Below are 12,554 nucleotides of genomic sequence, written 5' to 3'. Positions count from 1 at the left end.
GTGTTCGACACCAGGAATGTGCCCTGATCCTGTTTGGAAATCGCTAAAGACGCGGTAGGTTATTCAGGCAGTCTCTTACGGTATCAAAAAATGAATTGGCTTCGCCGCTGGAATGCCCGCTCACTCGCCTCCCAGTTCTTTATCGCGGGTGGGCTCATTTCGATTGCTGCCATGTTCGTGGTGGGCTTGTTTGTAAGCCATCTCATAGACGAGACCGTCATCCACAATTCGGGCGCAGCGACGGCGCTTTATGTGGACAGCGTGATCGCGCCGCTGCTTCCCGATATGCAAACAGAGTCGCTGCTGGATGACGCGAGCACTCAGGCTCTGGACGAGACACTCGGGCAGGGTGCGCTTGGCAAGCGGCTTGTTTCGTTCAAGCTGTGGCGGAGCGACGGCACCATCCTCTATTCGAACGAGAAGGAACTGGTGGGCAGGAAGTTCGCGGTCAACGACAAGCTGCAGAGAGCATTCGCAGGGTCTCTTGTCGCCCGCTACGAAATCGCCAGCGATCCGGAAAGCGACAAGGAGCGCGCGCTCGGCAAGCCGCTCATGGAGATCTATAACCCGGTGCTCCAGCCATGGTCCGGCCAGGCGGTCGCCGTCCTTGAGTTCTACGAGACAGCGGAAGGATTGGGCGATAGTCTGGCGCATGCCAGGCTCCGGAGTTGGGGCGCCGTCGCCGCCCTCACGGCGACTTTTTTCCTTGTTCTCTCCGTTCTGGTGTTCCGGGGTAGCCGCACGATCGAGGCGCAGCGCAGGGACCTCAAAGAACGGGTCACCGAACTGTCTGCGCTGCTGGCGGAAAACCGTGGGCTCCAGCGACGCCTGCAGCGCGCCTCCCAGCGTGCGGCAGCGCTGAACGAAACATATCTGCGCAGCATCGGCGCCGATCTTCACGACGGTCCGGCCCAGCACATTGCCTACGCCTCACTGCGACTGGACAGCGACCTGTTGATCAATGCGTCCACCCAGCCCGAAGCGCGCGAGAAGGAACTTGCCTGGATACGTTCGAGCCTGGCCGAAGCGATGACGGAGATCCGCAATATCTGCAGAGGACTAGTGCTGCCGCAGATCGAGAAGTCCTCGATCACGGAGATCGTCACGCGGGTTGTCGAAGCGCATCAGCACAAGACCGAAAGCCATGTCGAAACGATCGTCGACGAGGATGGACCGGATCTTGCCCCGGCCGTGAAGATCTGTATCTATCGCTTCATTCAAGAGGCGTTGAATAACGCTTACCGTCACGGCGGCGGCGTTCAGCAGGCCGTAAAGGCTGTCTCGCGCGACGGCCATGTTCGTATCGAGGTCAGCGATCACGGCGACGGCTTCGATCCGACCGAGGTGAGGCCAACGAGCCTCGGCCTCGTGGGGTTGCGGGAGCGGATCGACAGCCTGGGAGGATCTTTCGACATCAAGACAGGCGAAGGAGGAACGACCGTGACCATGATCTTCGAGCCAATGGAAGTGGGAGAGTAGGATGACAGCAATCACCATCGGCGTTGTGGACGATCATCCGCTTTTTCGCGAGGGCGTCACGCGCAGCCTATCGGAGATGAGCGACTTCGTCGTCGTCGGTGAAGGCGCCAGCAGCGACGACGCCGCCATGATCGCTGCGGACAATCGCCCCGACATCATGCTCCTCGATGTCTCGATGCCCGGCGGCGGACTGTCTGCGATCGAAGACGTCCTGGCGCGTAGCCCCGCAACAAAAGTGCTGATGTTGACGGTATCCGAGGAGGTGGACACTTTACTGGGAGCTCTGCAACGGGGCGCGATGGGTTATGTTCTAAAAGGCGTAGGTTCGCGTGGCCTCGCCGAAGCAATCCAAACCGTCCTGCGTGGCTCACGATATATCTCGCCGACCATGTCGGCGAAAGTCATGGAAAATTCCTTGAATGGCGGAACCTCCGACAAAAACAGTCTGACGCCACGGGAACGCGAGGTGATGGATCTTGTCGCTCAAGGCCTGTCAAACAAACATATCGGTCTGCGTCTCGACCTGCAGGAAAAGACCGTGAAGCACCATATGACCCAGATTCTGAGCAAGCTCGGCGCTTCGAATAGGACTGAGGCGGCTCTACAATGGCGCGAACGGCGCTGAAAGAGTTTATTGTCCGACTACCACTTCAACGAAGAAAGCGGCTCAGCCTGCGGGCATCGTTAGCCGTCGCCAGCCGATTTATGATCGTCCGACCCTTCGAGTCCTTCATAATGTAGCGACCGCGCTGCAGGACTTCAGTGATGCCATTTGAATGACGGACGTCGATCGAGCCATCGGACGCTGCTGTCGCTTTCGTTCCAGATCCTACCGACGATCCTGTGCTCGAGGAAGAAGACCCTCCGCCGCCGGAGGAATTCCCACCGGAGGAATTCCCGGATCCGCTGTTGCCGTTGCCGCCACCGTTGCCATTCCCTCCCCCGTTGCCATTGCCATTACCGCCGCCGTTGCCATTCCCTCCACCATTCCCATTTCCTCCACCATTCCCATTACCATTCCCGTTATTGCCGTCCTTTGCCTCTGCAAAGTCCACCGCCAGAACAGGAAGGGAACTGCCGAAATTCAAACTGGCTGGCAATGCGGCAGCGATGAGGGCGACGGCCGCGCCGCCGCCCAATCTCAGAAAATCGCGTTTCCGGATACTCATACCGCAGCCTCGTTCGTCCGTTCCGCTTCCCATGCAAATACGACCTACGAGACTTTTCGCTGTTCCGAGTAAAGAATGCAACCGACCTAGGTAGTAGGCGCGGCAAGACTTTGGTCCGCCCCACGCAAATTGCAATGCTTTTCATCGGAAAAACGTCGCATGGTGACCTCAAGCGCACTTCTGCGAGAGGCTGTTCGTGCATCGCTGCTAAGCGCGGAAGCATTCTATGGAACTTCTCCGCTTTTCGCCGCTTTGTTTGTTCAAGGTGCAACAGAGGAAACTTCCATGGCAGATCCAAACGAATCCCCAGCAGTCCAGTCCATGCGAAAAGAACAGGCAGAGCAGCGGAAGCAGGCGCGAAAAGGCGAACTCGACAAAGCAATCGAGGATACTTTTCCTGCGTCCGACCCCGTGTCTGCCACTCACACTTCTATTCCGGCCGGCCGCAGCGACGTCGAGGCGGCTGAACGTGTCAAGCGGGAGCCGGATCCCACTAGGCTTGACGAGCAATATCCGTTTGTCGATCAAGCTCTACGCTCGACCGGCGACACCGTCCGCTCCTCGGAAGCCTCCGATGTCGATCGCCAAGGAATGCGATCTCTTCAGAGAGAAGCAAGCCGCGTGGCCGAGTCCGCATCTGAACTGGCATCCGGATCGGCTCGCTTGGCAAAGGCGGAAGCCCGTACGTTCGTCCATGATCTCGAGGATCGCATACGCCGGCAGCCACTGACAGCCGTCGCGATCGTCGCCGGCCTCGCCTTCGTCTTCGGTGCGACGCGTTGAGAAGCCAAGTGATAGCCGGCTCGCGTGATCACCAAAGAGGATTCGATCGGCAGGACATTACGCTGTGGAGAGCCGCCTTCATTGGGCCGATCGCGGGCGGGGATTTCCCGAAGAGGAAACTCGGAAGCATTTCCAGAGCCTGTCCGTGCTCCAAGTTCCGGGGGTCTCATGAAAATCGCAACCTACAACGTCAACGGGATCAATGGCCGGTTGGATATCCTGCTGCGCTGGCTCAAGGAGGATGCCCCTGATGTGGTCTGCCTCCAGGAACTGAAGACAGACGATGCCAGGTTTCCGCGAAAGGAGATCGAACGAGCCGGCTACGGCGCCGTCTGGCACGGACAGAGATCCTGGAACGGGGTGGCGATCCTGGCGAAGGGCAAGACACCGATCCTGACGCGGCGCGGTCTTCCCGGCGATCCTGATGATAGCCACAGCCGGTATATCGAAGCAGTCGTCGACGGCATCCTGATTGGATGCCTCTATCTTCCGAACGGAAATCCGTTCCCAGGAGCAAGGTTCGAGTACAAGCTTCGATGGTTTCGCCGTCTGCACCAATATGCCGCCGAACTCCTCGAGTTCGAGGTGCCTTCAATTCTCGCCGGCGACTTTAACGTCATGCCGACGGAGATCGACGTCTACAAGCCGGAACGCTGGCTGGACGATGCCCTCTTCAGGCCGGAAGTGCGCAAGGCCTATGCCCATCTTGTTGCCCAGGGCTGGACCGACGCCATGAGACATCTGCATCCCGAAGAGCGCATCTACACCTTCTGGAAGTACTGGCGGAACAGCTTCGAACGTGACGCGGGGCTTCGGATCGACCATCTCCTGCTCAGTCCGGCGGTCGCCCCATGGCTTCGATCGGCAAGCGTCCGGAGAAAACCGCGAAGCTGGGAGCATACGAGCGACCACGCGCCGGTCATGATCGAGCTCGACGTCTCCAAAGCCGGAGCCGATCTATGAGCCGCGATGTCGATCGCGATCGAGGGAACCTGTCACGTCGTCGAGAGTTAGCCCAAAAGCGCGGGACGGCATTCCTGCCCCGCAATTTTCCAACCTGATGTGACCGCTATGGACGAAGCCAAGAACTACCTGAACACCGACGAGATCCAGGCCGACGACCAGTTGTCACCAAAGCCGGTCGAAGGCAAGGATCCGCCAAGACGGGTGCGCAGAAGCGAGGAAGCTATCGCCGAAGGTTCTGACGATACCGAGCGCGTCCGGGTTCCGCCGCCGTTTCAGAATCCCGATTGATCAGCCGCATGGCTCGGTATCGACGTGACTCCGATTACCGGCATCATCTCATTTGTCGGCGCCCAGATGGTAGATGCGGCCTGTCAGCCAGGCTGGCCAGTCCCGCTCGAAGAAGGATTTGGCGCTTTCATCGAATGTGCGGTTCGCACGCGTTGAAAGCCTGATCTCATTCCCATCAAGACGAACGACGATCTGCTCTTTGCGATGCGCTTCGCGTTCCTTTCGGAAGCGATAGTCCTGTAACGGCCCTGAGCGCGCCAGCGGAAGAGATTCGCCTTCCCGATCGCATATCGCCCGAGCCCCGCGGCTGCCGCCGCCATTGCGAATGAAGAAATCGAGCGCGCTGAGCACCGCTTCCGAAGCAAGCGCCATATGCCGCCACTGCACGCCGCGAACCGCCTCCGCTGCTCGACCGTAGGCGACGCCGTTATCGCGAATTTCAGCATTCAGCTTGCGCGCTTCGATCAAGCCCCGGCCTACGCTTTCTTGATCACAGAGGATGCCGGCCTTGTCGCTCATTCGCGCCTGCACTTGCGAACGGATCGATTTGACGGTGAGCGGGCTCTCGGTCCGAAGGCCGGCAAGGATTTCGGCAATGCCTGCCTCTGCCATGGCGCCTATATCCTCGGTGGCGGCCCTCTTCGCCCGACCGCTCGCGCCGATGTGCTCGGCCGCTCGGGTGCCGAAGACCTGCCCGGCATTGAGCGCTGCTCCGCCTGGCCTCGTCACGCCATGTGTGCCCGCTGCTTCTCCGACCGCGTAGCAGCCCTTAAGATTGCTACGGCCCCAGATGTCAACCATGATGCCGCCGTTCATGTGCTGATTGTTGACGGCGAATTCCAGCGGCTCCTCGGCGATATCGATCTTGTAGCGGCGGTAGAGCTCGATCGCGAGCGGGTTCATATGCTTCAACCGATCGATCGGCATGTCCTGGCCGGCGCCGGCCTTGCCGAGATAGAGACGGACGTCGTCATCCAGTCTTTCCAGGCTGAACGAAAGGTCCCCCGGCACAGGCAGCGGATTGCGATTGAAGTCCATGAAGACGCGCCGTCCCTCGGCGGTCTCCCTGAAGATGGCCAGATCGACCAGGCTCGAGCCGAAATCGAGCATGCGCGTCGCGTGAAATGGCCACTGATAGCCCTTGCGAAAGACGTTCGAAGCCAGCTCCTGCGTGCTGCGGTAGTATTCTGCCAGGAAATGGTGCTCGGCACCTTCGGAATCGAGTGAGTAGATATGCGGGATCGCCTGGACGTATGTGCCTGACAGATTCCATGGGAACCCTTCCCTGCGTGTTCCGATGCCAAACTGGCTTTCGGTCAGGTTGACGAGCTCGACGCCGGCCTCCAGCGCCAATCCGAGAGAGCCGAAGCAGCCGTTGGGATAAACGCTGTCGCGATAGAGTTCGCCCGGCCCGCCGGCGGCGAGCACGATCACCCCACTGACGAACAGCGCGATGCCCAGCGGGTTCTCCTCCCTGCGGTCACTGGCGCGCATCGCGACTATCCCGACGACGTGGCCGTCTGCGCCATCGCCCTCGGTGAGGATCTTTACCGCGATCGTCTGGTTGTAAAACGGCACTCCGAGCCGGATCGCCTCCTCGGCCAGCACCTTGACCATCAGGCGCGAGGTGCGCGGTCCGCAACTGGTGGCGCGGCCGACCTCGTCGTGATCGGTCTGATATCTAAGCGTCCCGCCGAGCGGATCCTGAGGCAGCGGCAGGCCTAAGAACTGGAGCGACGCCATCATCCGTGACGAGCCCACCGCCTCGACATAAGCCGTGTCCTCGTCCATGGCGCCGCCGCTGCGGATGGCGCGCGCCATCGCCTTGTAATTGTCGCCCTGATCCGCCGTGTTTGCCGTGTGCAGGGTCTGCTTGTCCGATCCTGAACAGGCCGAGGTTCCGCCCCAAGCGCTCTGGCTGATGATGACGACGTCATCACCGCGCCGCTTCAATTCCACTGCCGCCCGCAGACCCGCCGCGCCGGATCCGACGACGACGCAGCCGGATCGATAGATCGGCACCTCGACGCCGGCGAGCCCGATCACTTCCGAGGGGGCGGCCTCAGGTGGGAGCCGTGGCATGTCGATATCGGTCAGCGCGTCAAGAATTTCCTGGGGAACATCTATGGCCATCGGCGTTCAATCCAGCGGGATGTCGACCCAGCGCTTCTGGCGGGAGGACTCCATGCACGCGTCGACGATCTGGCAGATATGGTGGCCGGTATCGAATGTCGGCCACATCGGTCTGTTGGTAACGATCGAGCGGATCACCTCGGCTACCTCGATGATCTTGCTTTCATTGTAGCCCAGGCCGAAATTCGGCAGAGGAAGGAAAGCCCTGAAAGTGGGGTTCTCAGGACCCACGTCGATCTCGCGAAAGCCGCGCCGCCCCGACCGGTCGTCGTCGGAGTAGAAGCGCAGCCGGTTTATCTCGTCATAGGTATAGGCGATGCTGCCTTTCGTTCCATAGATTTCATAGGTCTGCATGAACTTGCGGCCGGTCGCGACACGGCTGAAATCGACGATCCCGCCGGCACCGTTCTCGAACCGGCACAGTAGGTTCGTCGCATCGGGGTTGGTGATATCAGCCCAGGACTCAATACCTGACAGTTTCACCTGCTCGCCATAGGCAAGGCCCTCGACGACAGGCCGGCGCGGCGTGACAATGAGATTGTCGGCGATCAGGGAGCTGACGCGGCCAACCAGGAAATCCATGAAGCTGAAGATGTGCGAGCCGGTATCACCGACGATCCCGGTCGGCGCAAGCTTTCCGTCGGCCCGCCACATGAAGGGCGCGTTCGGATCGCCATACATGTCGACGTGCTGGCAGCCGCGGAACAGCTTGATCTCGCCGATTTCGCCGGATTGAATGATGTCTTTCGCCAGATCATGGACGGGATTCCGGGGAAAGGCGTGTCCGACGCGGGTAATGACACCCTTTTCCCTGGCGATCTCGGCCAGTTCCCGCGCTTCGGCGGCGGTGTTTGCCAATGGCTTCTCACAGTAGACATGTTTGCCGGCCAGCAAGGCCGCCTTGGCCACGGGGTAGTGAAGATGGTCGGGCAGGCAGATATCGATCAGATCGACGCCAGGATCAGCGACCGCGAGGTTCCAGTCCTGAAGAATCCTGGCGCCCGGCGCTCTCTGGGAAAGATCCTCGGCTACCTTAGGGTTGCCTTCGACGAGAGCGACGATCCGCGCCGTTCCGTCCGACACTCCAAAGAAATGCGGAAAGGTCTGATAGGCCATCGTGTGGACCTTTCCCATCCAGCCCGAGGCGCCAAGCACTGCAACTCTGACTTCAGACATTGTCGTCCCTCCTCTCGATACGGTTTACCGGATTTCGGCGCGGGCCCTGGGCCTCGCATCGTTGCGTTCGTGGGCGAAGATGGTGGGGGCAAGTGCCGGCAAACCCCGGACGAGGTCCGAGCCTTTTTCGCCGACCATGATCGTCGGAGCGTTGGTATTGCATGACGGCACGCGCGGCATGACGGATGAATCGCAGACCCTAAGGCCTTCCAGGCCATGGACCTTGAGATCAAGCCCGACAACCGCGTTTGGCCCTGTCCCCATCTTGCAGGTGCCCACCGGATGATGGTCGGTCTTTGCGTTGGCGCAGCCGTAGTCGAAAAGCTGATCGTCGGTCATGACCTTCGGTCCAGGAAGCCTTTCGGCCATGACATAGGGCTTCAGTGCCGCCTGCTGCATGATCTCGCGCGCGATCTTCAGCCCTTCCAGGGACATCGTCCGGTCATGGGGATCGGACCAGTAGTTGGGATCGATCAATGGAGCGGCAGCCGAGTCGGAGGATGACAGACGCACTGTCCCCCGCGAGCGTGGATGCAGATAGGCGGAGTTAAGGGTCACGCCGGCATTCTTGAGCCGCTCGACACCCGCTTCGATGCCCGATCCGAGGCCGAGGTGGAACTGGATATCAGGAGAACGAGCCTCGGGATCGGCATACCAGAAGCCGCCGGTCTCGAAGAGCGACGAGGCGACCGGTCCTGTGCGGAACAGGACATATTGTATCCCGGCCCAAAGCGTGCGGTGGAGTTTTGCAACGCCGTCATAAGTGTGATCGCCGGTGCATTCGGCAATGACGAAAAGATCCAGATGATCCTGGAGGTTGCCGCCGACACCCGGCAGATCGTGGAGCACCTTGACGCCCACCGACTTGAGATGGTCGGCCGGTCCTATGCCGGACTGCAAAAGCAGCTTCGGCGATCCGATGGCGCCGGAGGAAACCAATACTTCGCGGTCGGCGCGGACGATCTCCAAGCCGTGCGAGGTCACGATCTCGACGCCTGTCGCACGGCCTCCTTCCACGATGACACGCACGACACGGGCGCCAGTCCGAACCGTGAGGTTCTTGCGGTCTTTGATCGGCGAGAGATAGGCGAGCGATGCCGACGACCGGCGGCGGTCGCGCTGCGTCAGCTGATAAAATCCGACCCCCGCCTGCTGGCGTCCGTTGAAGTCGTGATTATAGGGAATGCCGAGCTCCTGCCCTGCACGGATATAGGCGTCACAGATCGGCAGTGGCGCAGCAGGCATCGATACACCAAGCGGACCACCATAGGCGTGATAGTCGTCCGCGAAGCGCTGGTTATCTTCGGCACGTTTGAAATAGGGCAGGATCGACCGGTAGTCCCAGCCCTCGCAACCGTCTTCACGCGCCCAAAGGTCATAATCCACCGCGTTTCCGCGCGTATAGAGCTGCGCGTTGATGGACGAGCCGCCACCGATGACTTTCGCTTGCGTATAACGAAGCACCCGGCCTTTCATGTGTTTCTGGGGAACGGTTTCCCATCCCCAACTGGCGACGCCTTTGGTCATCTTGGCGAAGCCCGCGGGCATGTGAAAAAGAGGATTCCAGTCGCCTCCGCCCGCTTCGAGCAGGAGTACGCTGACATCGGGATCTTCGCTCAGCCGGCTTGCCAGGACGCATCCGGCCGGACCGGCGCCGGTGATGATGTAATCGAATCCCATTTTACTGTCCTGTTGCATCCGGCCTGGCAACCGCCAGCGCCTGTGTCATGCCTGCAAAGTCCTTCGACGCGATGTGATCTGCCACTCTCAGCGCCTGGGCGGCGACGGTGAGCGCAGGATTGACCGCGGCCGATGTAGGGAGGAAACTGGCGTCGACGACGAAGAGGTTTTCGTGATCGTAGGAACGGCAGTACGGGTCCAACGGCGCAGTCGCGGGATCGTTTCCGATGCGGATCGTTCCGCACTGATGAGAGGGCGTGCGTTTGTCGAACGGCCTCGACAGCACAACCGGAAATCCAATCGATCGCAGGATAGTTTTCAGCCGGGCGACAAGTGCGAGATGAGCGTCCCAGTTGGTTCGCTGCCATTTGAGAACGATTCTATCGCCATCGACCATGACCCGGCTTTCGGGATTGGGAACGTCCTCGCTCATCGCGTAGAAGTCGATGGCATGGTCCGTCATGAAACGGAGAAGCCACTCCGGAGCCCGCGGCAGAGAGCCCTTGAGAATCTTTTCGGAGATGCGCCCCAGGAGCTGCACATTGCCGAGGGGCGGCCCTCCCTCCCCGTCGGAGAGATAGAAATCGTTAAAGGCAAAGGTCTTCTGGTAGATGGAGGTGTTCCTGAATCGCGGCGAGACCCCGATGACGGCGGAGGCATTGTGGTTCATGAAGTTGCGGCCCACCTGGTCGGAAGAATTCGCCAGGCCTCTTGGGAAGCGGTCGTTTTTCGAACGCAGCAAAAGCACGGACGATTGGACCGCCCCGGCAGAAAGGATCACGATCTCAGGTGAAACAGTCACCGTCTGCCCATTCTTGACATAGGTCACCCGGTCGATCCGGCTCGCCGCTCCCGTGTCGAGCCTCGTCACACGCGCGTTGGTTTCAAGCCGCACATTCTCGTGCCTCAGCGCCACCGCGAGCGCTGCGGTCTCGGCATCCATCTTGCCGTCCCGTGAATTCGGATGAGCATCCCAGGGCGTGCTCGCCTTGGAGAGCCAAGCGTCGAGATCCAGGCCGAGCGGCAGCGAAAAAGGATGCAGGCCTTTCGCCTTGAGGCGTGCCCTGACTTCGGCGATCGGCGCCTCGTCGGGCACGGGCGGGAATTGGTAGGCAACCGAGTGATACGGTTCGGTCGGATCTTCGCCAAGACTGCCGCGGACTTGATACATCAGCTCCGCCTTCGAATACCATGGCTCCAGCTCTTCATAGGGAAAGGGCCAAGCCGGCGACACGCCTTCCCGATGTTCGATGACATCGAAATCTTCCTTGCGATAGCGCGACAAGACGGCGCCGTAGAATTTCGAATTGCCGCCGACATTGTAATAATTGCCGGGGTTGAAGGCCCTACCGTTCGCCTCGTACCAGATTTCTTTCGGTCGGAAATGTCCGCGCTGGAAGATGGCTCGCTGGTCGCGATTGACGGGAAGATCGGCGATATGATCGCCGGCTTCGAGGATCAATATCTCTGCGCCGGTCGCAGCCAGGCCGCCCGCGACCGTGGCGCCGCCGACGCCTGAACCGATGATGACGATGTCCGGTGAATTGCTCATCTTAGCGCCTGACCCTCACCCAATCCGGACCTGGCTCGCCGGATCGAAGAACACGGCCTTGTCGAGATTGAAGGCCAGGCGGGTTTGTTGTCCGGGAGCGATGCCGGTATCGGCGCGCAGGCGGGCGACGACGGATTTGCCGCCGAGCTTGGTGACGGCGAAGGTGTCGGAGCCGGCCGGTTCGACCACCTCGATCAGGCAGTCGCCCTCGGTGAGCGCGCGCGCCTTGCGGTCGGCGCCATCGGGATCGGTCAAGGCCTCGGGGCGGATGCCGAAGATCACCTTTTTGCCGGTATAGGCGGTCAGGCCGTGATTGCCTGAGATGACCGGCAGGCGGAGCGGGGCGGCATTCGGCCGCTCCAGCGAGACTTCGAGACCGCCGGCGCCGTTTTCGACGGTGGCGGTCAAGAGGTTCATCGCCGGCGATCCCATGAAGTCGGCGACGAAGATGTTGGAGGGGCTGTTATAGATCTCGGCCGGCGTGCCGAACTGCTGCAGCACGCCGTCCTTCAACACGGCGATCTTGGTCGCCAGCGTCATCGCCTCGATCTGGTCATGGGTGACATAGACGAAGGTGGTGCCCATGCGCTGATGCAGCCGCTTGATCTCGGTGCGCATGTCGACGCGCAGCTTGGCGTCGAGATTGGAGAGCGGCTCGTCGAACAGGAAGACCTGCGGATTGCGCACCAGCGCCCTTCCCATGGCGACACGCTGGCGCTGGCCGCCGGAGAGCTGGCTCGGCTTGCGGTCGAGCAGATGACCGATCTGCAGCATGTCGGAGACCTGGGCGATCGCCCTGGCCCGCTCCTCCTTCGGCACGCCGCGGATCTCCATGCCGAAGGCGATGTTGCCGGATACCGTCATGTTCGGATAGAGCGCATAGGACTGGAACACCATGGCGATGTCGCGCTTGGAGGGATGCAGGCCGCTGATGTCGCGCCCGTCGATCCTGATATCGCCAGAGGTGATCGTCTCCAGCCCGGCAATGGTATTGAGCAGGGTCGACTTGCCGCAGCCGGACGGGCCGACCAGCACGAGAAAGCCGCCCTTTTCGAGTTCGAGGTCGATCCCCTTGAGAATGTCGACGGCGCCGAAACGCTTTTTGAGACCGGAGATTTCGAGGAAGGCCATGGATTACCCTTTGACAGCGCCCGCCATCAGACCGCGCACGAAGTAGCGGCCGGCGAGGATATAGACGATCAGCGTCGGCACGGCGGCGATCATCGCCGCCGCCATGTTGACATTGTATTCGACGACGCCCGTCGAGGTGTTGACGACATTGTTCAGCGCCACCGTCATCGGCATGGATTCGCCGGTGCCGGCGTAAG

At 60.7% G+C, this 12,554-nt stretch carries 11 protein-coding genes and 1 pseudogene; 5 read left to right on the top strand and 7 right to left on the bottom strand.

All coding sequences use genetic code 11. The features are described from left to right. The first annotated feature begins 90 nt into the window (after nucleotides 1–90). Entirely contained in the window at nucleotides 91–1,479 is a 1,389-nt protein-coding gene (locus tag ACIPSK_RS01930) for a sensor histidine kinase (RefSeq protein WP_162118388.1), read from the top strand. 1 nt (nucleotide 1,480) lies between these two features. Then, on the top strand, nucleotides 1,481–2,104 hold the full coding sequence (locus ACIPSK_RS01925; RefSeq protein ID WP_017963946.1) for a response regulator: 624 nt from the start codon (nucleotides 1,481–1,483) through the stop codon (nucleotides 2,102–2,104). A gap of 25 nt (nucleotides 2,105–2,129) precedes the next feature. Here the strand turns inward: ACIPSK_RS01925 and ACIPSK_RS01920 are convergent, their stop codons facing one another. Beyond that, on the bottom strand, nucleotides 2,130–2,648 hold the full coding sequence (locus ACIPSK_RS01920; RefSeq protein ID WP_162118387.1) for a hypothetical protein: 519 nt from the start codon (nucleotides 2,646–2,648) through the stop codon (nucleotides 2,130–2,132). A gap of 285 nt (nucleotides 2,649–2,933) precedes the next feature. On the opposite strand from ACIPSK_RS01920, the gene ACIPSK_RS01915 reads away from it, so the two are divergent. The 3 genes from ACIPSK_RS01915 (at nucleotide 2,934) to ACIPSK_RS01905 (ending at nucleotide 4,685) form a co-directional block, all read left to right on the top strand. After that, complete coding sequence (locus ACIPSK_RS01915) at nucleotides 2,934–3,431, top strand: hypothetical protein (protein WP_017963944.1); 498 nt, start codon at nucleotides 2,934–2,936, stop codon at nucleotides 3,429–3,431. A gap of 168 nt (nucleotides 3,432–3,599) precedes the next feature. Then, a complete protein-coding gene (gene xth / locus ACIPSK_RS01910) occupies nucleotides 3,600–4,394 on the top strand; it encodes an exodeoxyribonuclease III (protein WP_162118386.1) in 795 nt (264 codons plus the stop codon). A gap of 108 nt (nucleotides 4,395–4,502) precedes the next feature. Continuing rightward, on the top strand, nucleotides 4,503–4,685 hold the full coding sequence (locus ACIPSK_RS01905; protein ID WP_162118385.1) for a hypothetical protein: 183 nt from the start codon (nucleotides 4,503–4,505) through the stop codon (nucleotides 4,683–4,685). A gap of 48 nt (nucleotides 4,686–4,733) precedes the next feature. On the opposite strand, the gene ACIPSK_RS01900 is transcribed toward ACIPSK_RS01905, so the two are convergent. The 6 genes and pseudogenes from ACIPSK_RS01900 to ACIPSK_RS01875 form a co-directional block, all read right to left on the bottom strand. Further along, nucleotides 4,734–6,818 carry an FAD-dependent oxidoreductase gene (locus tag ACIPSK_RS01900; RefSeq protein WP_162118384.1) on the bottom strand — a complete coding sequence of 695 codons (2,085 nt, stop codon included), beginning with the start codon at nucleotides 6,816–6,818 and terminating at the stop codon, nucleotides 4,734–4,736. Nucleotides 6,819–6,824: 6 nt separating this feature from the next. Further along, a complete protein-coding gene (locus ACIPSK_RS01895) occupies nucleotides 6,825–7,994 on the bottom strand; it encodes a Gfo/Idh/MocA family protein (protein ID WP_162118383.1) in 1,170 nt (389 codons plus the stop codon). Between the two features lie 24 nt (nucleotides 7,995–8,018). Next, entirely contained in the window at nucleotides 8,019–9,674 is a 1,656-nt protein-coding gene (locus ACIPSK_RS01890) for a GMC family oxidoreductase (protein ID WP_162118382.1), read from the bottom strand. A 1-nt stretch (nucleotide 9,675) separates the two neighbouring features. Continuing rightward, nucleotides 9,676–11,226, bottom strand: coding sequence for a GMC oxidoreductase (locus ACIPSK_RS01885; protein WP_162118381.1), 1,551 nt, complete (start codon nucleotides 11,224–11,226; stop codon nucleotides 9,676–9,678). A gap of 15 nt (nucleotides 11,227–11,241) precedes the next feature. Further along, complete coding sequence (locus ACIPSK_RS01880) at nucleotides 11,242–12,357, bottom strand: ABC transporter ATP-binding protein (protein ID WP_446532625.1); 1,116 nt, start codon at nucleotides 12,355–12,357, stop codon at nucleotides 11,242–11,244. A 3-nt stretch (nucleotides 12,358–12,360) separates the two neighbouring features. After that, nucleotides 12,361–12,554, bottom strand: a pseudogene (locus ACIPSK_RS01875) (carbohydrate ABC transporter permease); the annotation flags it as partial.

The sequence above is a fragment of the Rhizobium sp. LARHSG275 genome, from assembly GCF_052871115.1.
The sequence above is the reverse complement of the archived record's forward strand: the minus strand, read 5'-3'. Positions and strand labels throughout refer to the sequence as shown.

Coding starts and splice junctions, on each gene's coding strand:
- ACIPSK_RS01900 (WP_162118384.1), bottom strand. CDS start 6,818: ATGGCCATAGATGTTCCCCAGGAAATTCTTGACGCGCTGACCGATATC.
- ACIPSK_RS01905 (WP_162118385.1), top strand. CDS start 4,503: ATGGACGAAGCCAAGAACTACCTGAACACCGACGAGATCCAGGCCGAC.
- ACIPSK_RS01890 (WP_162118382.1), bottom strand. CDS start 9,674: ATGGGATTCGATTACATCATCACCGGCGCCGGTCCGGCCGGATGCGTC.
- ACIPSK_RS01920 (WP_162118387.1), bottom strand. CDS start 2,648: ATGAGTATCCGGAAACGCGATTTTCTGAGATTGGGCGGCGGCGCGGCC.
- ACIPSK_RS01930 (WP_162118388.1), top strand. CDS start 91: ATGAATTGGCTTCGCCGCTGGAATGCCCGCTCACTCGCCTCCCAGTTC.
- ACIPSK_RS01880 (WP_446532625.1), bottom strand. CDS start 12,357: ATGGCCTTCCTCGAAATCTCCGGTCTCAAAAAGCGTTTCGGCGCCGTC.
- ACIPSK_RS01925 (WP_017963946.1), top strand. CDS start 1,481: ATGACAGCAATCACCATCGGCGTTGTGGACGATCATCCGCTTTTTCGC.
- ACIPSK_RS01885 (WP_162118381.1), bottom strand. CDS start 11,226: ATGAGCAATTCACCGGACATCGTCATCATCGGTTCAGGCGTCGGCGGC.
- xth (WP_162118386.1), top strand. CDS start 3,600: ATGAAAATCGCAACCTACAACGTCAACGGGATCAATGGCCGGTTGGAT.
- ACIPSK_RS01915 (WP_017963944.1), top strand. CDS start 2,934: ATGGCAGATCCAAACGAATCCCCAGCAGTCCAGTCCATGCGAAAAGAA.
- ACIPSK_RS01895 (WP_162118383.1), bottom strand. CDS start 7,994: ATGTCTGAAGTCAGAGTTGCAGTGCTTGGCGCCTCGGGCTGGATGGGA.